The following is a 21,422-nucleotide window of genomic DNA, read 5'->3' as shown; positions in this document are numbered from 1 at the left end:
CAAAAGATCCGGCGGGGGCTACGTTCAAGGGATTGATCAGCCCTTCAGCATGCCATCGATGGCGAGCGTGTCGATCGCCGCCAGTTCATCGGCGGTGAAGGTCGGCTTGGCGAGGCTCGCCACCGCGTCCTCGATTTGAGAAACCTTGCTGGCGCCGATCAGCGCCGAGGTCATGCGGCCGTCGCGCATCACCCAGGAAAGCGCCATCTGCGCCAATGTCTGGCCGCGCTTCTTGGCGATCTCGTTCAGCCCCTTCACGCGCTCCAGGTTCTGCGCCGAAAGCGCGCTCTCGCGCAGCGCCTGCGAATGACGGACGCGGCTGTCAGCCGGGATGCCGTTCAAATAGCGGTCCGACAGCACGCCCTGTTCGAGCGGCGAGAACATGATGCAGCCCATGCCCTCGGTTTCCAGCGTGTCGAGCAGCTTGTCCTTTTCGGTCCAGCGATCGAGCATGGAATAGCGCGGCTGATGGATGATGATCGGCGTGCCGAGGCGCCGGGCAATCGCTGCTGCCTCGGCCGTCTGGGCCGAGGAGTAGCTGGAAATGCCGACATAGAGCGCCTTGCCCTGGCGCACGATCGAATCGAGCGCGCCAATCGTTTCTTCCAGCGGCGTCTCGGGATCGAAGCGGTGCGAATAGAAGATATCGACATAGTCGAGCTTCATCCGCTTCAGGCTCTGCTCCAGGCTGGCGAACAGATATTTGCGGCTGCCCCATTCGCCGTAGGGGCCCGGCCACATCAGGTAGCCAGCCTTGGACGAGATGATCATCTCGTCGCGATAGGGCTTGAAATCACCGGTCGTCATCGTGCCGAAAAATTCTTCGGCAGCACCGGGAGGCGGGCCATAATTGTTGGCGAGATCGAAATGGGTGATGCCGAGATCGAAGGCGCGATGGCACATGGCGCGCATCGTCTCGACCTTGCCGTCATAGCCGAAATTGTGCCAGAGGCCGAGCGAGATCGCCGGCAGCTTCAGGCCGGTGCGACCGACGCGGTTGTATTTCATCGCGTCGTAGCGATTGGCAGCAGCTTCATAGACCATGGCGGAACCTCGATGAGTGCAAAGCGATGCGCGCCGGAAAGGCACGAGCCAGGCACCAAAAAATCGTCAAGCGAAGTGACAATTCTGGGCGCATGCGCCATCTTCGTCAAGGTCGCCCCGTCCCTGGAGATGCGGCCGCGTCGATGAACGCCCGGCGGATCGAACCGCCGGCTGGGAGGACTGCATGACCACCAAACTCTTCGACCTGACGGGCCGCGTCGCGCTCATCACCGGATCCAGCCGCGGCATCGGCTTTGCCATCGCGCGTGGACTTGCCGAAGCCGGCGCCATCGTCGTGCTGAACGGCCGCGATGCCAAGACGCTGGAACCGGCCGCGGCCGAACTGCGCGCCGCCGGCCTGAACGCCAGCGCTTCGGTGTTCGATGTCTGCGATGTCGACGCTGTCGCCAAGGCGGTGGACGCGATCGAACACGACATCGGCCCGATCGACATCGTCGTCAATAATGCCGGCACGCAGAAGCGCCTGCCGCTGGAGGACTTCACGCTCGAACAATGGCGTGAAGTGCTGACGACCAATGTCGACGCCGCCTTCATCGTCGGCCAGGCCGTTGCGCGAAAAATGATCCCGCGCAAGCGCGGCAAGATCATCAACATCTGCTCGGTGACGAGCGAACTCGGCCGCGCGACGATCACGCCCTATTCGACCTCGAAGGGCGCGATCAAGATGATGACCAAGAGCATGTGCGCCGAGTGGGCAAAGCACGGCATCAACGTCAACGGCATCGGCCCGGGCTGGTTCAAGACAGAGCTGAACAAGGCGCTGGTTGAAAGCGAGAGCTTTCACGCCTGGCTGGCGCAGCGCGCGCCGATGGGCCGCTGGGGCGATACGCCGGAACTGGCCGGAGCCGCGATCTTCCTCGCCTCCGACGCGTCGAGCTACGTCAACGGGCACATCCTCTACGTCGATGGCGGCGTGACAGCGGTCGTCTAGGCAAAGGGTCAACTCGCTCCGGTTTGGCACGACGCATCCCCACCCTCTCCGTCATCTTCGCGAAGGCGAAGATCCGTTCAGCCAAGGCGCCGCCGAGAGAAACTCCCGGCGGCGCGGCTGAAGGGATCCCGGATCAGGTCCGGGATGACGCTGGTGAGGTTGCAAGGCCGAGCCAATCGCGGAAGACGGACGAAGGGGCTCGCAACAACCCAAGGCGCCCTCACCCCTCGTATCGGGCTTCCATCAGATCCAGTTCGCGGACCAGCTTGCGCGCCGTCTCGCTGCCGATCTTGCGGGCGCGCAGCAGGCGGAAGATCGTCTTGCGCTCGGCCTTGAGCCCGGCAACGCGCAGCCGCGCCTCGATCGCGTCGACCTTGCGCGCCAGCGCTGCGTCCTCGCCGGCGCGCGATTGCGCCTCGATGCGGGCCCGGTATCGATCCATGATTCCCGCCGCCGCGGCGACGTAGATGTCAGCGTCTGGCTTGCCCTCCGCGAGTTCATGCTGGACGCGCTCGATTTCAGCAATCGCGGCTTCGGCAGCAGCGGCGCGCGCCTGCTCTTCCTCGATCAAGTGCGCCATGTCGGTTTCCAGCTGCAAGCCGTGCAGCAGCAGCGGTAGCCCGATGCTGGCAGCGATCAGCGACAGGATGATCACGCCCATCGCCAGGAAGATGGCGAGATCCCGCGCGGGAAAAGGCGAGCCGTCGCTCAGCACCAGCGGCAGGGTCAGCACGCCCGCCAGGGTGATCGCCCCGCGCACGCCGGCAAGCGACATCGCCACCACGAAGCGCCAACTCGGCCGCTCCACGACGACGCCGCGCCGCCGCGCCCGGAACAGGCTGAAGCTGAGCGAAACCCAGGCCCAGGCAAAACGAAGAACCGCCAGCGCCAGGTTGATGGCCAGAACGTAGATCAGCAACCAGCCGGGGTCGTGATGACCGGTCAACCGGACGGTCTCGGCCGCGCTGCGCAGGATCGCCGGCAGCTGCTCGCCGAGCAGCACGAAGATGATGCCGTTCGCCGCGAACTGGATCACGTCCCAGACCGTATTGCGACGAACGCGCGTTGTCGCCAGCGCCTGGCCCGAGGCTTCGCTGAAACTCATCGTCAGGCCGGCGGCAACCGCGGCAAGGATGCCGGAGCACTCAAGATGCTCGGCCAGAAGATAGGCGGCGAACGGGATCAGCACGCTGATCAGGATTTGCGAGCCGGTATCCTCGCCATAATGGCGGGCGATCCAGTTCTTGGCGGCGTTGATGATCCAGGTGACCGCGAAGCCGACGGCGATGCCGCCGACCGCGACCCAGATGAAGTTCAGCGTCGCTTCATAGAGCGAGAAGGTGCCGGTCAAGGCGGCGGCGATGGCGAAACGCAGACAGACGAGGCCCGATGCGTCGTTGAGCAGCGATTCTCCCTCGAGGATGTGCATCATCCGCTTCGGGATCGGCACGCGCGACGCGATGGCGGATACGGCGATCGGATCGGTCGGCGAGATCACGGCGGCCAGCGCGAAGGCGACGGCCAACGGCATGGCCGGGATCATGAAATGGATGAACAACCCGACGCCGAGCACCGTCAGGACGACGAGGCCGAGCGCCAGCGCGAGGATCGTCTTGCGGTCGCGGACCAGTTCCTCTTTCGGGATGCGCCAGCCATCGAGAAACAGCAGCGGCGGCAGGAACAGCAGGAAGAAGATCTCGGGATTGAGCGTGACGCGAAAGTCGGCGATCAAACCGATGGCGCCGCCCAGCGCGATCTGCAGCAAGGGACGCGGGATCGGCAGCCGCAGCATGCGGGACAGAAACTCGCTCACCACCACGGCAAGGAGGAGGATGAGAACGATCGATATGGTTTGCAAGGGACCACGGGTCCTGGATTTTTGGTGATCGGAGGCAGCGGCGCGACGCTCGGCCCATCGCCAAAGGATAGCCGCAGTTCGACTTTTTCGCGGCCGGAAATGCCGAATTATAAAGCCGGTGGATAAAGATCCGTTTGCGTGATCCGAAATTTCCGCGCGCTTCAGGCGGCCAGTTCGGGCATATTCGGCCCCTGCGGAAGAAGAAGGACCAAAGCCGATGCTCTACGCCATCCTTTGCTACCATTCCGAAGAAGTCGTCACAGGCTGGACCCAGGAAGAGGACGACGCGGTCATGGCTCGCCTGCACGGCGTCCATGAAAAGCTGGCGCGCAACGGCCAGCTCGGCCCCACGGCGCGCCTGCATCCGACCCGATCCGCGACGACGCTGCTCAAGAGCCAGGACCGGGTGATCGACGGGCCCTATGCCGAGACCAAGGAGCAGTTGCTGGGCTTCTATGTCGTCGACGTCGCCGACCGCGATGCGGCTGTCGCAATCGCGCGCGACCTGACCAAAGCCAATCCCGGCGGTGCCTACGAACTCCGCCCGATCTCGCTGTTCATGCCCGGTGATGGACTGACCCAGACGGCCGAAACAGCCTGAGCCGAGACATCGTCATGAGCACCGACTGGAACCTCATCCGCGACATGCTGAACGCGGCTGTCGATGCCTGCGAGCGGATCGAGGCGACCGGCTTCACACCCGCCGACCGCGCCACGACGCTCGATGTGCATGGCCAGCCGGTCAGCGTGCACGACTTTCTCGCCAGCGCCTGGACCCTGCCGGAGAACATCCGCCTTCAGATCATCCGCGACCGGCACGACGCGCAGGTCGACCGGCCCTATGTGCCAGAGACCGCGCGCATCCTCACCGCCATGGCCGAGGCGGCCGCCGAACTGATCGGCGGCGCCGAAGCGAAGCCGGCGGACGCCGGCATTCGCCAGATGATCGACTGGTACCGCGATCACGCCACGCCCGGCATCGAAGCGGCGATTGCCGGAAGCCGCAAAGCGGAGCTCTAGAGCGTATACGCTGAAACGCTCTAGTTCTTGAGCCGGTAGCCAGTCCTGAAGATCCAGATCGTGGCGCCGAGGCAGGCGATCAGGAACACCAGCGTCATGGCCAGGCTGACGCCGAGATGCACATCCGCCGTGCCGAAGAAGCTCCAGCGGAAGCCGCTGACCAGATAGACCACCGGGTTCAGCAACGCGACCTTCTGCCAGACCGGCGGCAGCATGCTGATCGAATAGAAGCTGCCGCCCAGGAATGTCAGCGGCGTCACGATCAGCAACGGCACCAGTTGCAGCTTCTCGAAGCCATCGGCCCAGATGCCGATGATGAAGCCGAACAGGCTGAAGGTGACGGCGGTCAGCACCAGGAACAACAGCATCCAGAACGGATGCTGGATCTCGATCGGCACGAACAGGCCGGCCGTCGCCAGGATGATCAGCGCCAGGATAATCGACTTGGTCGCCGCCGCGCCGACATAGCCAACGACGATCTCCAGCGGCGAAACCGGCGCTGAAAGCACCTCGTAGATGGTGCCGGTGAATTTCGGGAAGTAGATCCCGAACGAGGCATTCGAAATACTCTGCGTCAGCAGCGACAGCATGATCAGCCCCGGCACGATGAACGAGCCGAAGCTGACGCCGTCGATCTCCTGCATCCGCGAGCCGATCGCTGCGCCGAAGACTATGAAATAGAGCGTCGTCGAGAGGACGGGGGCGACGATGCTCTGCAGCACGGTGCGGCCGGCGCGCGCCATCTCGAAGAGATAGATCGCGCGCATTGCATAAAGGTTCATGACCGCTCACTCACGAGGCTGACGAAGATCTCTTCCAGCGAGCGCTGGCTCGTCTGAAGATCCTTGAAATGGATGCCGGCAGCACCGAGCGCCCGCAGCACGTCGGCGATGCCCTTCTGTTCGACGTCGGCGTCATCATAGCTGTAGACCAGCTCGTTGCCTTCGTCGCCAAGCTGCAAGCCATAGGCGTCAAGTCCGTCCGGGATTGCCGCGAGCGGTTCCAGCAGTTGCAGAGTCAGCTGCTTCTTGCCGAGCTTGCGCATCAGCTCGGCCTTTTCCTCGACCAAGATGATCCGCCCGCGATGGATGACGCCGATGCGATCGGCCATCTCCTCGGCTTCCTCGATGTAGTGCGTCGTCAGGATGATGGTGACGCCGCTCTCGCGCAGCTGCCGCACCACTTCCCACATGTCGCGCCGGAGCTCGACATCGACGCCGGCGGTCGGCTCGTCGAGGAACAGGATTTCCGGCTCGTGCGACAGCGCCTTGGCGATCATGACGCGGCGCTTCATGCCGCCGGAGAGCGTCCGCAGCCGCGAGTCCTTCTTGTCCCAGAGCGACAGCTCGCGCAGGATTTTCTCGATATGGGCCGGGTTCGGCGGCTTGCCGAACAGGCCTCGGCTGAAGGTTACGGTAGCCAGGACAGTCTCGAAGGCGTCGGTCGTCAGTTCCTGCGGCACCAGACCGATGCGCGAGCGGGCGGCGCGATACTCGGTGACGACGTCATGGCCATCGGCCAGCACGCGGCCGGTCGACGGATTGACGAGGCCGCAGATGATGCTGATCAGCGTCGTCTTGCCGGCGCCGTTCGGCCCGAGCAGCGCAAAGATCTCGCCCCGGCGAATGTCGAGGTTCACATCTTTCAGCGCCTCGAAGCCCGACGCATAGACCTTCGAGAGATTCGCTACGGAAATAATGTTTTGCATGATGCCGATATTAGCCGAGGCGAATGACGTTTCGGCGAGATTTATGCAACAGCGCACCCAAATCTCAGCATGCGGCAGCATGCCGGACCGGCCAGCGCTTCGTCCATCGACGGTCGCATCCGAGGACGGAAGCGCCCGCGCCGTCCACAGCCACGGATAACCCGTGGATGTCGTTGCCGAATGCCGAAAGATTCTGGAAAGCATGCCCGATTAGGATGGGCGTTGGCGGAGGTGATAAACTTTCCTGGCCGCGCCCGATGGCGATATCCGCGACCCGAACTGCACCGTGACGACCATGCGCTGGCGCCTTCGCCGTATCCTCTTCCTGATCTATGTCGGCTGGGCCGCCTTCGCGCTGCTGCTCGTTCCGCTCAGCGCCGTCGGGATCGTTGCGGAGAACCCGCTCGCCGCTGTGCTGGGGCTGGTGCTCGGCCTGCCATGGAGCGTGCTGCTGACCTGGTGGATCGACAGCTCCAGCCCGATTCTCAACTTCCTGCTGCTGGCGCTTGCGCTGGCGATCAACGCCGCCATCCTGCGCTATCTTTCACGCCGCCCGCGCCCCGTCCTCGATGACGAGGAAGAAGACGAGGAACTGGACGACAATCTCGAGGACGAGGACCTGGATCACGACCCGGACGACGAGGACGACTGGGACGAGGACTGGGTGGAACCGGAAGATCCCCGCCGCAAAGGGCGCTAGCAGGATCGCGATAGAGTCTTCCTACACCTCTCCCGAGGGAGAGGTGTAGCGGCAGTGAGCTACACGCCCTAGAAGGCGAGCTGAACCTTCATCGAATGGCGGCGATCGCCGGCGACATCGAAGGCCTGCTTCGCATCCTCAATCCCGAAGCTACCAGTCAGCAGCGGTCGCAGATCCACCTTGCGCTCGTCGATCAGCTTGACTGCCAGCGGGAACTCGTCGTGGAAGCGGAACGAACCGGTGAGCGAGATTTCCTTCGCCACCACGACGTTCTGCGGCAGCGATAGCTCACCACCCAGACCGACCTGCACGATCGTGCCGCGCGGCCGGACCACGTCGAGGCCGGAGCGCAGCGCCCGCTCATTGCCGGAGCATTCGAACATCACGCCAAACGTGCCCTTGTCGGCGGCATACGGCGCGAGTGCTTCGGGCTCCTTGGCCATGTTGATGGTGCGGTCGGCGCCCAGTTCGCGCGCGAAGGCGAGCGGCTCATCGACGACATCGGTGACGATGATCTCGGCGGCGCCATGGAAGCGGGCGGCGGCAACGGTCAGCGCGCCGATCGGGCCGCAGCCGGTCACCAGCACGCGCTTGCCCTGCAGCGACGGCGCGCGCGACAGCGCATGCAGCGTCACGGCGAAGGGTTCGGCCATCGCCAGTTCGCCGACCGTCGCGTTGCCGCCCTTCTCGCACTGGGTCGCCATGCAGACGAGTTCCTGCCGGAAGGCACCCTGGATGTGCGGCATCGGCATGGCGCTGCCATAGAAGCGCATGTTCAGGCACTGGTTCGGCAGGCCTTCATAGCAATAGCGGCAGGCACGGCAGGGGCGCGACGGGTTGACGGCGACGCGGTCGCCCGGCTTGACGTTGGTGACGTCCGACGCGACGGCGGAGACGGTGCCGGCAACCTCATGGCCGAGGATCATCGGCTCGCGCAGCTTCACCGTGCCGAAGCCACCATGCTGGTAGTAATGCAGATCCGAACCGCAGATGCCGCCGGCTTCGATACGAACGGTGACCTCGCCCGGCCCCATCGTTCCGACTTCCCGCTCCTCGACCCGCAAATCATGAGCGGCATGAATGACAACGGCGCGCATCGGTTTCACTCCCTGAAGATTTTTGTTATCGATATCACGAATAGTCGACAGCGCAAGACGAGCCAAGCCGGGTCTCGCCTACCCCGTCGCTATGCCTCGCTCGATCCCGAATCGTCCGGTCCGGTATCGACATGCCACCACCGCGGCCGGCGATCCTCGAAGGAATGAAACCTCGGCCGAAGCGCCGCCTGGTCGGCTTCGTCGAAGCCGCCGATCAGCAATTCGATCGTCGGCGCGTCGTCAATGGCGCCTATCGAGCTGCCGCATTTCGGACAGAACGCGCGGCTGGTCATCTCCGACGAACGGAAGGTCGATGGTACACCGCCCGGCCCCGTCCAGGATACGCTGTCGCGCGGGAACTCGACCCAAGCCGTGGTCAGCGAGCCGGAATGCCTCTGGCACTGCCGGCACGAGCATGTATGCGGGTTATTGGCCGGGCCAATCGCCTCGTAGCGAATCCAGCCGCAAAGACACCCGCCGCCGTAAACTGTTTCCGTCACCACGGGCTCCCCTGCGTTTCGATAGGCTTGTCAGGCCCCGCTCGATCGATCGCTGCCGGGCCAGATTCGGACAACAGGGTTCTACAGTCGACCGCGGCGAATACCCAGCCCGGCGTACCGCCGGCGCGACAGGCGTTCGCTTGACACCGCTTTGTTATCGATACCAAATTCGCCCCAACAACGACCAACAAACCTATCAGGGAGTGATCGCGTGAACCTGTTCGATCTCAGCGGGCGTCTGGCCCTTGTCACCGGCGCCAGCAAGGGGATCGGCTTCGCCGTCGCCGAAGCGCTCGCTTCCGCCGGTGCCCGCATCGTCCTCAACGCCCGTGACGAAGCGCGGCTGGAAATCGCCCGCGCCGACCTCGCCGGCCGGGGCTATGACGTCCATGTCGCCCCGTTCGACGTAACCGATCCCGATGCGGTGACGGCCGGCGTCGAAAAGGTCGAGAACGAGATCGGACCGATCGACATCCTCGTCAACAATGCCGGCATGCAGCATCGCACGCCTTTGCATGATTTTCCGCTCGAAGCCTGGCGCAAGATCGTCGCCACCAACATCGACAGCGTCTATCTCGTCGGCCAGGCGGTCGGACGCCGCATGATCCCGCGCGGACGCGGCAAGATCATCAATATCGGCTCGGTGCAAAGCGAACTGGCCCGGCCCGGCATCGCCCCCTACACGGCGACCAAGGGCGCGGTGAAGATGCTGACCAAGGGCATGGCGACCGACTGGGCCCGCTACGGCATCCAGGTCAACGGCATCGGCCCCGGCTATTTCAAGACCGAACTGAACCAGGCGCTGGTAGACGACGCGACATTCACCGCCTGGCTTTCCAACCGGACGCCCGCCGGACGCTGGGGCAATGTCCAGGAACTCGCCGGCGCGGCGATCTTCCTCGCCTCCGACGCGTCGAGCTTCGTCAACGGCCACATCCTCTATGTCGACGGCGGCATCACCGCCAGCCTCTGACGATCGATCGGGGAACCGGCGAAGTCGCTTCGCCGGTTCCCGCCAGCTTCCGCCTTGCCCCCTGCCCTGGCAGGGGTTGCTCCTGCACGACTGGATGCTCGCCATCCGGGCAATACCCCTGCGGCAGACAGTCTTGACATCAGCTTTTTTGTTATCGATAACAATAGCAACCGGACAAAGAGCCGGAGACTGAGAATACGCGGTGTTCGCACCGCATCCGGGAGGGACGAGGATGATCGACGCAGGAGTCCTGCGCTTCGATGATGTCGCCAAGGCTTTTGGCGGCACGCGGGCGTTGAAGGGCGTCAGTTTCGAGGTGGCGCGCGGCGAGGTCGTGGCGCTGCTGGGCGAAAACGGCGCCGGCAAGTCGACCCTGATCAAGATTCTCGGCGGCATTTTTCGCGCCGATAGCGGCCATGTCACCATTGGCGGCGAACCCTATCGCCACCGCGCCCAGGCGCGCGGCGAACGCCAGAAGGTCGCCTTCATCCATCAGGATCTCGGCCTCGTCGAATGGATGACGATTGCCGAGAACATGGGCCTCGCGCAGGGCTTTGCCGGGCGCGGCGGTTCACGCGGCCTGATCGACTGGAAACGCACCGAAGAGCGCGCCGCGACGGCGCTGGAACTGGTCGGCTGCGACATTGACCCCACCACCCGCGTCCATGCGCTGAGCCGCACCGAGAAATCGCTGGTCGCGATTGCCCGCGCGCTGGTCGTCGATTGCGACTTCCTCGTCCTCGACGAGCCGACCGCGAGCTTGCCTGCCGACGAGGTCGAGCGGTTGTTCGACGCCATCCGCCGCCTGCGGGCGCGCGGCGTCGGCATGATCTATGTCTCGCACCGCCTCGACGAGATTTTTCGTATTGCCGACCGCGTCGTCGTCATGCGCGACGGCCTGAAGGTTGGCGAGAAGCCGGTCGCCCAGACGACGCCGGACGAACTGGTCAGCCTGATCGTCGGATCGACGACTCTTGAGCTTTTTACCAAGGGCGAGCTTGGGTCAGGCAAGGTGCGCGTCGCGGTCAAGGGGCTGGAGACACCGTCGGCCGGCCCTGTCACCTTCAACGTCCGCCAGGGCGAACTGCTCGGCCTTGTCGGCCTGCGCGGCGCCGGACAGGAAGAGATCGGCCGGGCGCTGTTCGGCGCTGCTCCCCATCGCGGCTCGATCCAGATCGATGGCGAAGCACCCGACCTGTCTTCGCCCCGCGCAGCGCTCAATGCCGGCGTCGGGCTGGTGGCGCGCGATCGCACCGAAGAATCCGTCGCCTTCTCGCTCTCCGTCCGCGAAAACGCCTTCCTCAATCCGGCCGCCATCGGCCGCAAGCTGTTCTCCTATCTGTCGCCGCGCGCTGAAGCCCGCCAGGCTATCGAGCTCGGCGCCTCCGTCGGCCTGCGCCCCAACGATCCTGATCTGCCGATCGAGGGTCTTTCAGGCGGCAACCAGCAGAAGGTCGTCGTCGGCCGCTGGCTCGCCACCGATCGCCACCTGCTGATCGCCGAGGACCCGACCGCCGGCGTCGATGTCGGCGCCAAGGCCGAGATCTACCGGCTGATCGCACAGGCGCTGGACAAGGGCCTCGCCGTCGTCGTCGTCTCCACCGATTTCGAGGAGATCGCCCATATCTGCCACCGGGCGCTCGTCTTCAACCGGGGCAAGATCATCGCCGAACTGACCGGCCCTGCCCTCACCACCGAATCCGTGATCACGGCGGCCTCCGCCTCGGAAGCAGCCTAGTACCTCACCCCGTTCCATCGAAACGAGGTGAGGTTCCAACTCTTTGTCTAGTCGCGTTTTCTTCACGCGAACCGGTACTCACTTCGCTCGAAAACGCTCCAGGAAGCGCAACCATGTCCATGAACTCCGTCCGCTCCGATGCGCTGGAACCAACCCGCAGCGAACTGAAAAACGCCTCGTTCGGCGAGCGCCTGCGCCGGCGCATCCCGGTCTACGGCCTGCCGATCCTGCTGGTCCTGCTGGTGATCCTGTTCTCGGTCCTGCTGCCGCAGACATTTCCGACCATGCTCAATGTGCGGTCGATCATCTCGGACAAGGCAATCATCGCGCTGCTGTCGCTCGCCGCGATGATCCCGATGGCCGCCGGCAAGATCGACCTGACGGTCGGCTACGGCATCGTGCTCTGGCACATCCTGGCGATCAGCCTGCAGACCATGGCCGGCATTCCCTGGCCCTTCGCCGTGCTGATCGTCATTCTTCTCGGCGCCTGCGTCGGCCTGCTGAACGGCCTCTTGGTGGAAGTCGCCCGCATCGACTCGTTCATTGCCACGCTTGGAACCGGCACGGTGCTCTATGCCGTCGCCCTCTGGCACACCGGCGGAAGGCAGGTGGTGGCGCAACTGCCGCAAGGCTTCCTGTCGCTCAACGGCACCATGGTGTTCGGCCTGCCGATAACAGGCTTCTACGTCATCGGCCTGGCCATCGTGCTCTGGCTGATCCTCGAGCATCTGCCGATCGGCCGCTATCTCTACGCCATCGGCGCCAATCCGAAGGCCGCCGCCCTCAACGGCATCCCTGTGCAGCGCTACACCATGGCTGCCTTCGTCGCCTCTGGCGCGCTGACGGCGGTTGCCGGCGTGCTGCTCGCGTCAAAGCTGCGCATCGGCCAGGCCAGCGTCGGCCTCGAATATCTGCTGCCGGCGCTGGTCGGCGCCTTCCTCGGCTCGACCACGATCAAGCCCGGACGCGTCAATGTCTGGGGCACGCTGGCCGGCGTCGCCATCCTGGCGGTCGGCATTGCCGGCATCCAGCAGTTCGGCGGCTCGTTCTGGGTCGAGCCGATGTTCAACGGTGTCACCCTGCTGATCGCCATCGGCATCGCCGGCTATGCCCAGCGTCGCCGGGGCGCCAGCAGCAAGCCATTCAAAAAGACGGGCACTTAAGAATCCCGTCGCAACTCGGAGGGAAGTTCATGAAGTCACGCAATCTGCTCCTCGCAGCCGCCAGCGCCGTTGCGCTGATGGCCATCCCGATGGTCGCCCACGCCGACGCCTTCGTCGACGAGGCGAAGGCTGTCGTCGCCAAGGCCGTTGGCCGCGCCGACAAGTGGGATGGCCCCACCACCGGCCCGAAGGCCGTTGGCAAGAAGACCATCGTCTATGTCGCCGGCGATATGCGTAATGGCGGCATCCTGGGCGTTTCCCAGGGCGCGAAGGAAGCCGCCGAAGCGATTGGCTGGGATTATCGCGAGATCGACGGCCAGGGCACCGTCTCCGGCCAGGCCACGGCGCTCTCCCAGGCCATCGCGCTGAAGCCCGACGCCATCGTCGTCGGCGGCAGCGACGCGGTCGAGCAGAAGGCCGGCCTCGAAGCCGCCGCCAAGGAAGGCATTCTGATGGTCGGCTGGCATTCCGGCCCTGTCCCCGGCCCGCTCGAAGGCACGCCGATTTTCGCCAACGTCACCACCGACGCGATGGAAGTCGCAAAGGTCGCGGCGATGAAGGCGGTTGCCGATTCCGACGGCAAGGCCGGCGTCGTCGTCTTCGCCGACTCGACCTATGCCATCGCCATCGCCAAGGGCCGTGCGATGGAAGAGTGGATCAAGAAGTGCGCCGGCTGCACGGTCGTCTCCTTCCAGGATACGCCACTCGCCGACGTTTCGACCCGCATTCCGCAGCTGACCACGACGCTGCTGCAGCAGAACGGCGCCAAGTGGACCCACTCGCTGGCGATCAACGACCTCTATTTCGACTTCATGCCGCCGGCTCTCCAGGCTGCCGGCATTGCCGGTGACGGCGATCCGCAGAACATCTCGGCCGGCGACGGGTCGGAATCGGCCTACCAGCGCATCCGCGCCAAGGACCATCAGGCCGCGACCGTGCCGGAGCCCCTCGCCATGCAGGGCTGGCAGCTCGTCGACGAGCTGAACCGCGCCTTTGCGGGTGAAAAGTGGTCGGGCTACGTGCCGGGCGTCCATCTCGTGACGCCGGATAATGTCGCCTATGACGGCGGCCCGAAGAACGTGTTCGACCCGGATAACGGCTATCGGGCTGAATACAAGAAGATCTGGGGCGTCAACTAACGCCTGAACGTTACCCGGCGGCCGTCTTCAGACGGCCGCCGGGTCCCTGATGTCTGGCAGACGACCGTGCCGCTTCGAACGACGGGCCAACGCCCAGGTCGCGCCTGGCCCGCCGCGAGGAATCGTACGCCCATGGCTCATTGTCGCGCCATCCGGTGAACCGTCCCGTGGCTCTGGCGCCGAGCCAAGGCGTGAGCTAACGACGGCGTCTCTCCGATCCGGCATGGCCGGAGCCCGGCCTTCTTCGCATTTCCCAAGGCGCGCCCCCTGTCGCGCCCGACCCTGGACAAACACGATGGCGACCGATCCCCCCGGAAGAACGCCAAAGAGCCAGCCGACCATGGCCGACGTCGCCGAGCGCGCCGGCGTTTCCACCATGACGGTATCGCGCGCCCTGAAGAAGGGCAGCCCGATCTCGGATGAGACGCGCCGGCGGATCATGGCCGCGGTCGATGAGCTGGGCTACGTCCTCGACCAGACGGCCGGCACGCTTTCCTCGAAGCGCTCCGGCTTCGTCGCCACGCTGATCCCCTCGATCAACAATTCCAACTTCTCCGACACCGTGCGCGGCATCAGCGAGGCGATCGAGGGCAGCGGATTGCAGCTCCTGCTCGGCCGCACCGACTATCTCGTCGAGAAGGAAGAAACCCTGCTCGAATCGATGCTGACGCGCCGGCCGGAAGGGATCCTCCTGACGGGAGGCTCGCACACGCCAAGGTCGCGGCGACTGCTCGAATCGGCCGGCATTCCCATCATCGAGACCTGGGACCTGCCGGAAAAGCCGATCGAGCATGTCGTCGGCTTTTCCAACGCGGCGGCGACCCGCGCCCTGGTGCACGACCTTTTTGCCCGCGGATACCGCAATATCGGCTTCATCGGCGGCACCAGCAATCGCGACACGCGCGGCGCGGATCGCCGTGTCGGCTACAGCCAGGCGATCGCCGAACTGGGGCTTGGGCAATCGCGCATCATCTCGTTCGGCAGCCCGCCGATCTCGATGGAACAGGGCGGCGAGGCGATCGTCCAGCTGGTCACGCAATGGCCGGAAGTCGATGCCGCGATCTGCGTTTCCGATCTCTCCGCCTTTGGCGCGCTGATGGAATGCCACCGGCGCGGCTGGGCGGTGCCGGATCGGATCGCCATTGCCGGCTTCGGTGATTTCGAGGTGTCGCGCTGCTCCCATCCGCGCCTGACGACGGTGTCGGTGGATGCGGTCGAGATCGGCCGCACGGCGGGCCATCTGCTTCTGCGCGCCATCGAGGCCCGTCGCGAAGGTCGTCTGGCGCCCCCGGAAACCAGCATGATGCCGTTCCGGGTGATCCAGCGCGAAAGCACGTGACCGGGCCGAGGCCCGATCACGCTTGTCGAGGTGCGGAGCGCGCAGATCGTCCTCCCGGCAACCGCGTCGGCCCAGCGCCCAACCTCAATCCATATGGAAAACCTCGGCAAGCGGGATCATCACCGGCGTACCGTCGAAGTTGGTGTCCATGATATCGCCCATATGGGCGAACCACTTCTGCATCAGCGGCTGGACGTTCAGCTCATCCGCCCGCGCCCCGTCCGCGATGTGGTTGATGGCGAACAGGATATTCGTCTCCTCATCGAGGAAGATCGTGTAGTCGCGGGCCCCATGCAGGGCGAGAAGCTCGCGTAGTTCCGGCCAGATCTCGTCATGCCGCTTCTTGTACTCGGCGCCGCAGCCGGGCTTCATCCGCATCTTGAAACCGACGCGCTTCATGGTGTCTTCCTCCCTCAGGCAGGGCTCGTTCGAGCCCGGATCATGGCGGACTTCGCCCGCATATCTATTCGAAGATCGCGCCGGGGTTCATCCGGTTGGCGGGATCGATCGCCGACTTGATCGTGCGCAGCAGATCCATCTGGATCGGCGAGGCACGCTTCTCGAAGGCGCTGCGCTTGACGCGGCCGATGCCGTGCTCGGCGCTGATCGAACCGCCCAGGCGATCGACGACCTCGAAGATCACGGCTTCGCTTGCCTTGATCCAGCTGTGCCGCGACGGCCCCTCCGGCATGTCGCGCGGCGGCATCACGACAAAATGCATGTTGCCGTCGCCGATATGGCCATAGGTCAGCACGACACCGTCCGCGACCGCGACCGCCAGAGCTTCTTCGACCTCGTCGATACAGACGGCAACGCTGGAGATCGGCACAGAGACATCGGTGCGCAGATACGTGCCGTGCTTCACCTGTGCCTCGACGACCCCCTCGCGGATCGCCCAGATTTTCTGCGCCTGCGTGGCGCTTGAAGCGCGCACGCCGTCGAGGATCATCCCCTCTTCCAGCGCAAACTCCAGGAAGCCGCCGACCAGCGCCTCGAGATCGAGCGGGCCGCTTGAGGAGGCTTCGAGCAGAACGAAATACGGCGCGCCCGTGGCGAGCGGATTGACGATATCCGGCATGGTGAGCGCCATGCCGACGCTGCGGTCGGAGATCAGTTCGAAGGCCGAGAGAAGGTCGGCGAGATGCCGGCGCGCGGCGGCGAACAGGCGGATGGCGTCGGCGGCCGATTCGACCGCCAGGAACATCGTCTCGATGTTGCTCGGTCGCGGAAACAGCTTCAGCGTCGCCGCCGTGACGATGCCGAGCGTCCCTTCCGAGCCGAGGAACAGTTGCTTCAGGTCATAGCCGGTATTGTCCTTGCGCAGTGTCTTAAGCCCGTTCCAGACGCGGCCATCCGGCAACACCACTTCGAGGCCGAGCACGAGGTCGCGCATCATGCCGTAGCGCAGCACGTTGATGCCGCCGGCATTGGTGGCGACATTGCCGCCGATCTGGCAGCTGCCCTTGGCGCCGAGCGACAGCGGGAACATCAGGTCTTCCGTCTCGACCGCCTGATGCAGCACTTCCAGCACGCAGCCGGCCTCGACCTCGACGCTGAAATTGAGCGGATCGATGGTGCGGATCCGGTTCATCCGCTCCAGGCTGACGAGCACATGTCCACCCTCGATCCGCGCCGACGCACCCTCGACCAGTCCGGTATGCCCGCCCTGCGGAACGATGGCGAGGCCGTTCTGCGCGCAATAGCGCACCAGTTCGACGACTTCCTCGAGATTTCGCGGCCGCGCGACAAAAGACGGATTGCCGTCCGCCTCGCCGGTCCAGTCGCGGATATAGTGGGATCCGCGATCGACCTCGCGAATGAGGATCGTCTCGTCCAGCTTGGCGTCGGTCATTCTCGTTTTCCTTCGGGGGACCCAGTTGGAAGCAAACGCAGGAAGGAGCGCGTGAACCTCCAGCTAGTATGTGAGATATTTTATATTAGCCGAAATGACAATCTCCACGGATACCGAAAGCCTTCAGGGTTGAAGATAAACAGGATTGCTCGCAGTGTTCGCATCCGACAATGCCTCCGACCGCGCCTGCCGTGTGGCCTCCAAATCTTTGAGAGTCGAAATATCGCTTTACTCAACAGGCCTCGAATGTGAGATGCGTCCTGCAACGCCAACCAGGGAAACCGTCGCCAGATGAGCGTCAACCATCTCGACCGGCCCAAATCGCTGACCGCGAGGGCCTTCGACCGGCTGCTTGAAAGCATCACCGATGGCGAGATCGCCTATGGCGCGATGCTGAGCGAAAAGGCTGTCGCCGAGACTTTCGGCACCAGCAAGACGCCGATCCGCGAGGCTTTCTTCCAGTTGCAGTCGCTCGGCCTCGTGGAAATCCAGCCGCAAAGGGGCTGCTACGTTCCATATCCGACCCTCGACAAGGTCCGCGAGCTCTGCGAGCTGCGCATCGAGCTTGAGTGCTACGCGCTGCGCCTATCGATGCAGCGGGACAAGAAGAAGCTGCTGAAGACCCTCTCGAAGACATTCGCGCAGATGGAAGCCATGCGCGACCAGTACCGCCACGAAACCTACCACAAGCTCGACCAGGACTTTCACAAGGCGTTCTTCGTCGCCTGCGGCAACACGCTGCTCATCGAGGTCTATGGCTCGATCGATCCGCGCATCCAGGCTCTGCGCGCCAATTTTTCTTCGCCGAACGAACAACTCTTCGACATATCCAGAAACGAGCATGCAGCGATCGTCCAGGCCATCGCCGACGACGACATCGACGCCGCGACCCGCACGATCCACGACCATATCAGTCGCGTCCGCGACATCTATTCCGACGGAATCCAGCAGCTGAAGCAAACGGATTCGACACTGGCCGGCTTATAGCCGGGCTCCACCGGCCATAAGTCGGGTTCGCTATCGAGGGCCGAGGAAGCGTGCTAAGGCGGCAGCTCCTGTCGATTGAATGAGCGGCAATGAACTCGGAACAGAAGAGCGCATCGAATGTTGGCCTCGCCCGGTTGAGGCGGCATCTTCATTTCCTGTATCACAGCCGTTCCCGGCCGGCCCGCATCTTCCAGGGCTGCGTCGTCATCATCGATCTGCTGGTGATCGCCTTCTTCATTGCGACGCCGATGATCCGGGATGTCTCGGGATTTCTTTGGTTCGACTACGCCATTGCGATCATCCTCGCGACCGACCTGATCTGCCGCGGGCTGGCGGAAACGAAGCTGCGGCCCTGGCTGCGGCAGCCGACGGTGATCGTCGACATCTTCATCCTGATTACCCTGCTGTTCCCGACCTATCTCGCCAATCTCGGCTTCCTGCGCATTCTTCGGCTCTGGTCGCTGTCGCGAAGCGGCTTTCTCTGGCGCCCGCTGACACCGCGCCAGGTCGCACGCTGGCAACAGCCGCTCCAGGCGATCGTTAATCTCGTGACGTTCCTCTTCGTCGCGACCGGCTTCATCTACACCTTCTTCTTCCGGTTCAGCCCCGGTTTCGAGGGCTATATCGACGCCCTGTATTTCACGGTCACGACCGTGACCACGACCGGCTTCGGCGACATCACCCTGCCCGGCCCCTGGGGCAAGCTGACCTCGATCGTCACGATGATCTGCGGCATCTCGCTGTTCGTCCGGTTGGCGCAGTCCATCGTTCGCCCCAACAAGGTCTTCCACCCCTGCCCGCGCTGTGCCCTGCAGCGACACGACCCGGATGCGGTGCATTGCAAGGCCTGTGGCGAGGTTCTGGCAATTCCGGACGACGGCGAGTAGCGGCTTTTTCTCAGCCGTCCCGAGCGTCGGACCATCTAGCACCGTTCTCGTTTTGTGCTAAACTGACGCGATGAGCGCACAAGGTATTGTCCTGTTCGAAACGCCGATTGGCCCCTGCGGCATCAGCTGGGGTGCGCGCGGCATCACGGCGCTTCAGTTTCCGGGAGAGAGCGAAGCGGAAACGCGAGCAGAGCTGTCGCTACGTTTTCCCGAAGCACGCCCCATCGAACCGCCTGCCTTCGTGACCGAGGCCATCGCCGCCATCATCGCGCTGCTCGAAGGTGCCGATGACGACCTGACCAGCATCCCGCTCGATCCCGATCACATCACGCCGTTCAACCAGCGCGTCTATGACGTGACGCGCCGGATCCCGCCCGGGCAGACGCTCACCTATGGCGAGGTGGCGGCGGCGATCGGTGAACCGGGGGCAGCGCGCGCCGTCGGACGGGCTCTCGGTGAAAACCCGTACCCCATCATCATCCCCTGCCACCGCGTCCTGGCCGCTGGTGGCAAGATGGGCGGTTTTTCCGGCACAGGCGGCATCGCTACGAAGCGCCGGATTCTCGCGATCGAAAGCCGCGCCAAGCTGGATGAGCTGCCGCTGTTTGGCGGCAGTTCGGGCTGACTGGCGGCTGTTTCGCCGCGCATGCCGACAACTGCCGCCGATCAGGACAGAACTCCATCATTCCTGCGAAAGCAGGAACCCATTCAGCCGAAGACCCTGCTGTGCGAACCGGCCCTCACCGACAGCCTAGAGCGGGATTCATTATGGTGGAATCCGGCTCTCACCTCTCCCTGAGGGAGAGGTCGGCTCGAAGAGCCGGGTGAGGGTTTAGGGAACTATCGGGTGAGGCCGTAAACCCTCACCCGCCGGCTACGCCGTCGACCTCTCCCTCAGGGAGAGGTGAAGAAAGTGCCATCCTGCTTTAGCGCCAGTTGAACTGCGGCTTGTAGCCCAGCACCTTTTTCGCCTTGTCGATCGAAAGCAGCGTCTCGTTCGGCCCGATTGGCCGCTTGCGCTCAACGCCTGGGAACGCCTCGTCGAGCAAGGAATCGTTGGACCGGCTCATGACGCCGTCATCATTGGCGATGACGAAGACATCGGCGCCCTTCAGCGTCGATTCGAGCGCCAAGCGGCACGACTGCGCGGCGTCGCGCACGTCGATATAGGCCCAGAGGTTCCATTTGCGCGCGTTGATGTCAGCGTCGAAAGCCGGGAATTCGCCATAGCGCTCCGGCGCGATGACATTGGAAAAGCGCAAGCCGAAGATCTTCAATTCGGGATCCCAGCGGCAGAATTCCTTGGCCATCTCCTCGCCGAGGAATTTTGACAGCGAATAGGCCGTCTCGGGCCGGCCCCGATAGTCCTCGTCGACCGGCACATAGGGCGGTGGCGTTTCAAAGGGCAGGCCCAGAACCGTCTCGCTCGAAGCCCAGACGACATTGCGGATACCGAGCACGCGGGCGGCTTCGAAGACGTTGTAGGTTGAAACAATATTGGTCTCGAAGATGACGTGGTTCGGCGCCAGCCCCGGCGCCGGGATCGCGGCGAGATGGATGATGCCGGTGACCTTCTTGAAGCGATCGTCGATGCCGGAAAAGGCGGCGAGCGCCTGGCCGTAATCCATGAGGTCGACCTTGCTGAACGGAACGCCCTGGCCCGGCGGCGGCAGCGCCATGTCGACGGAGGCGACCTCGTAGCCATGTTCAACGAGATCCTTCACCACCGCGCGGCCCGCAAGCCCGCTTCCACCTGTGACGATGATCATGATTCTCTCCCGAAACTATCGATGAAACGCCGGTGGACGAGGCCCGACCGACCGAAACTCCTGGCGGCAACGCCGCGATGACAGCGCTAACATAACAGCAGATCCCGGCGAGACAATGCCTCTGCGGAAGATCGGAGCCCCGTGCATCATCGAGGCAACGGGTCGGTTGGGCGGATTTGCCACGACGCGGGCGAGCGCAATCGCCCCTATTCAATCACGAGAAGGCCGTGCGGCCGACAAGTCGTGCAGAATTCCGCCTGGCGGGAATCGCGCCGACTTGACGGTGCTCGGCAAGGGATTCGGGGAGAAAGAACGAATGAACGGACAACGCGCGCTTCTGGTCGTGGCAGGCCTGGCCGGCATGCTCGGCGTCGCCATGGCGGCTGCCGGGGCGCATGTGCCGGGCGGCGAACGCCTGGCAACGGCCGGAAACATGGCCATGGCGCAGGCGCCGGCCCTGCTGGCGCTCGGCTTCTTCGTGCCCGCAACGGCGCGGCTGATGTCGATCTCCGCCTGGGCGATTGCGCTGGGCCTGATCGGCTTTTCCGGCGCGCTGGCCTTCCATACCCTGACCGGAAGTCCGGCCCTGACATCCCTCGCGCCGGTCGGCGGCACGACGATGATGATCGGCTGGCTCGGCGTCGCAATCTCGGCGGTTCGCATCAAGAAGGGCTAAACAGGCTCCGGGGCTGGCCT

22 protein-coding genes are annotated in these 21,422 nt (G+C 64.2%); 13 read left to right on the top strand and 9 right to left on the bottom strand.

The features are described from left to right. Window positions 1-36 precede the first annotated feature (36 nt). Window positions 37-1,044 carry an L-glyceraldehyde 3-phosphate reductase gene (gene mgrA, locus OSH12_RS06690; RefSeq protein WP_266342748.1) on the bottom strand — a complete coding sequence of 336 codons (1,008 nt, stop codon included), beginning with the start codon at window positions 1,042-1,044 and terminating at the stop codon, window positions 37-39. Window positions 1,045-1,228: 184 nt separating this feature from the next. On the opposite strand from mgrA, the gene OSH12_RS06685 reads away from it, so the two are divergent. Continuing rightward, complete coding sequence (locus OSH12_RS06685) at window positions 1,229-1,996, top strand: glucose 1-dehydrogenase (RefSeq protein ID WP_266342747.1); 768 nt, start codon at window positions 1,229-1,231, stop codon at window positions 1,994-1,996. Between the two features lie 220 nt (window positions 1,997-2,216). Here the strand turns inward: OSH12_RS06685 and OSH12_RS06680 are convergent, their stop codons facing one another. Further along, on the bottom strand, window positions 2,217-3,854 hold the full coding sequence (locus OSH12_RS06680) for a Na+/H+ antiporter (protein ID WP_266342746.1): 1,638 nt from the start codon (window positions 3,852-3,854) through the stop codon (window positions 2,217-2,219). Window positions 3,855-4,071: 217 nt separating this feature from the next. Here OSH12_RS06680 and OSH12_RS06675 point away from each other — a divergent pair, with 217 nt between their 5' ends. Both OSH12_RS06675 and OSH12_RS06670 read left to right on the top strand, forming a co-directional pair. Beyond that, window positions 4,072-4,455 (top strand): YciI family protein, encoded by a 384-nt coding sequence (locus OSH12_RS06675; RefSeq protein ID WP_266342745.1) that lies wholly within the window; start codon window positions 4,072-4,074, stop codon window positions 4,453-4,455. 14 nt (window positions 4,456-4,469) lie between these two features. Then, the gene (locus OSH12_RS06670; RefSeq protein WP_266342744.1) at window positions 4,470-4,874 is read left to right on the top strand and encodes a hypothetical protein; all 405 of its coding nucleotides are present in this window, start codon (window positions 4,470-4,472) and stop codon (window positions 4,872-4,874) included. Between the two features lie 20 nt (window positions 4,875-4,894). Here OSH12_RS06670 and OSH12_RS06665 read toward each other — a convergent pair whose 3' ends face one another. After that, the gene (locus OSH12_RS06665; RefSeq protein WP_266342743.1) at window positions 4,895-5,656 is read right to left on the bottom strand and encodes an ABC transporter permease; all 762 of its coding nucleotides are present in this window, start codon (window positions 5,654-5,656) and stop codon (window positions 4,895-4,897) included. Further along, window positions 5,653-6,582: an ABC transporter ATP-binding protein gene (locus OSH12_RS06660; protein WP_266342742.1), complete on the bottom strand. Its 930-nt coding sequence runs from the start codon at window positions 6,580-6,582 to the stop codon at window positions 5,653-5,655. The genes OSH12_RS06665 and OSH12_RS06660 overlap by 4 nt, the downstream gene beginning before the upstream one ends. A 286-nt stretch (window positions 6,583-6,868) precedes the next feature. Between OSH12_RS06660 and OSH12_RS06655 the strand changes: the two genes are divergently transcribed. Then, complete coding sequence (locus OSH12_RS06655) at window positions 6,869-7,282, top strand: hypothetical protein (RefSeq protein ID WP_266342741.1); 414 nt, start codon at window positions 6,869-6,871, stop codon at window positions 7,280-7,282. A 68-nt stretch (window positions 7,283-7,350) separates the two neighbouring features. Here OSH12_RS06655 and OSH12_RS06650 read toward each other — a convergent pair whose 3' ends face one another. Together OSH12_RS06650 and OSH12_RS06645 are read right to left on the bottom strand one after the other, a co-directional pair. Beyond that, a complete protein-coding gene (locus OSH12_RS06650; RefSeq protein WP_266342740.1) occupies window positions 7,351-8,379 on the bottom strand; it encodes an L-idonate 5-dehydrogenase in 1,029 nt (342 codons plus the stop codon). Between the two features lie 89 nt (window positions 8,380-8,468). Continuing rightward, window positions 8,469-8,879 (bottom strand): GFA family protein, encoded by a 411-nt coding sequence (locus tag OSH12_RS06645; protein ID WP_266342739.1) that lies wholly within the window; start codon window positions 8,877-8,879, stop codon window positions 8,469-8,471. A gap of 211 nt (window positions 8,880-9,090) precedes the next feature. Here OSH12_RS06645 and OSH12_RS06640 point away from each other — a divergent pair, with 211 nt between their 5' ends. The 5 genes from OSH12_RS06640 (at window position 9,091) to OSH12_RS06620 (ending at window position 15,231) form a co-directional block, all read left to right on the top strand. Beyond that, a complete protein-coding gene (locus tag OSH12_RS06640) occupies window positions 9,091-9,852 on the top strand; it encodes an SDR family oxidoreductase (RefSeq protein ID WP_266342738.1) in 762 nt (253 codons plus the stop codon). Between the two features lie 232 nt (window positions 9,853-10,084). Further along, window positions 10,085-11,590, top strand: a complete 1,506-nt coding sequence (locus tag OSH12_RS06635) for a sugar ABC transporter ATP-binding protein (protein ID WP_266342737.1) — start codon at window positions 10,085-10,087, stop codon at window positions 11,588-11,590. Window positions 11,591-11,709: 119 nt separating this feature from the next. Further along, window positions 11,710-12,753, top strand: coding sequence for an ABC transporter permease (locus OSH12_RS06630; RefSeq protein ID WP_266343339.1), 1,044 nt, complete (start codon window positions 11,710-11,712; stop codon window positions 12,751-12,753). Between the two features lie 29 nt (window positions 12,754-12,782). Then, a complete protein-coding gene (locus OSH12_RS06625) occupies window positions 12,783-13,892 on the top strand; it encodes a substrate-binding domain-containing protein (RefSeq protein ID WP_266342736.1) in 1,110 nt (369 codons plus the stop codon). 340 nt (window positions 13,893-14,232) lie between these two features. Next, window positions 14,233-15,231 carry a LacI family DNA-binding transcriptional regulator gene (locus tag OSH12_RS06620; RefSeq protein WP_266343338.1) on the top strand — a complete coding sequence of 333 codons (999 nt, stop codon included), beginning with the start codon at window positions 14,233-14,235 and terminating at the stop codon, window positions 15,229-15,231. A gap of 84 nt (window positions 15,232-15,315) precedes the next feature. Here the strand turns inward: OSH12_RS06620 and rhaM are convergent, their stop codons facing one another. Together rhaM and OSH12_RS06610 are read right to left on the bottom strand one after the other, a co-directional pair. After that, a complete protein-coding gene (gene rhaM / locus OSH12_RS06615) occupies window positions 15,316-15,630 on the bottom strand; it encodes an L-rhamnose mutarotase (RefSeq protein ID WP_266342735.1) in 315 nt (104 codons plus the stop codon). Window positions 15,631-15,694: 64 nt separating this feature from the next. Further along, window positions 15,695-17,083: an FAD-binding oxidoreductase gene (locus tag OSH12_RS06610; protein WP_266342734.1), complete on the bottom strand. Its 1,389-nt coding sequence runs from the start codon at window positions 17,081-17,083 to the stop codon at window positions 15,695-15,697. A 291-nt stretch (window positions 17,084-17,374) separates the two neighbouring features. Here OSH12_RS06610 and OSH12_RS06605 point away from each other — a divergent pair, with 291 nt between their 5' ends. The 3 genes from OSH12_RS06605 to OSH12_RS06595 all read left to right on the top strand — a co-directional run bounded on the left by OSH12_RS06605 (window position 17,375) and on the right by OSH12_RS06595 (window position 19,582). Further along, window positions 17,375-18,070 carry a GntR family transcriptional regulator gene (locus tag OSH12_RS06605; protein WP_266342733.1) on the top strand — a complete coding sequence of 232 codons (696 nt, stop codon included), beginning with the start codon at window positions 17,375-17,377 and terminating at the stop codon, window positions 18,068-18,070. Window positions 18,071-18,159: 89 nt separating this feature from the next. Further along, a complete protein-coding gene (locus tag OSH12_RS06600; protein WP_266342732.1) occupies window positions 18,160-18,957 on the top strand; it encodes an ion channel in 798 nt (265 codons plus the stop codon). A gap of 70 nt (window positions 18,958-19,027) precedes the next feature. Further along, window positions 19,028-19,582, top strand: coding sequence for a methylated-DNA--[protein]-cysteine S-methyltransferase (locus tag OSH12_RS06595; RefSeq protein ID WP_266342731.1), 555 nt, complete (start codon window positions 19,028-19,030; stop codon window positions 19,580-19,582). Between the two features lie 301 nt (window positions 19,583-19,883). Here the strand turns inward: OSH12_RS06595 and OSH12_RS06590 are convergent, their stop codons facing one another. Further along, window positions 19,884-20,726 carry an NAD-dependent epimerase/dehydratase family protein gene (locus OSH12_RS06590; protein WP_266342730.1) on the bottom strand — a complete coding sequence of 281 codons (843 nt, stop codon included), beginning with the start codon at window positions 20,724-20,726 and terminating at the stop codon, window positions 19,884-19,886. 316 nt (window positions 20,727-21,042) lie between these two features. Between OSH12_RS06590 and OSH12_RS06585 the strand changes: the two genes are divergently transcribed. Then, window positions 21,043-21,402 (top strand): DUF423 domain-containing protein, encoded by a 360-nt coding sequence (locus OSH12_RS06585; RefSeq protein WP_266342729.1) that lies wholly within the window; start codon window positions 21,043-21,045, stop codon window positions 21,400-21,402. Window positions 21,403-21,422: the final 20 nt, after the last annotated feature.

Source organism: Kaistia terrae (assembly GCF_026344005.1).
Taxonomy (GTDB): Bacteria; Pseudomonadota; Alphaproteobacteria; order Rhizobiales; family Kaistiaceae; genus Kaistia; species Kaistia terrae.
Note: the sequence above shows the minus strand (reverse complement) of the source record. Positions and strands in the feature narration are given on the sequence as shown.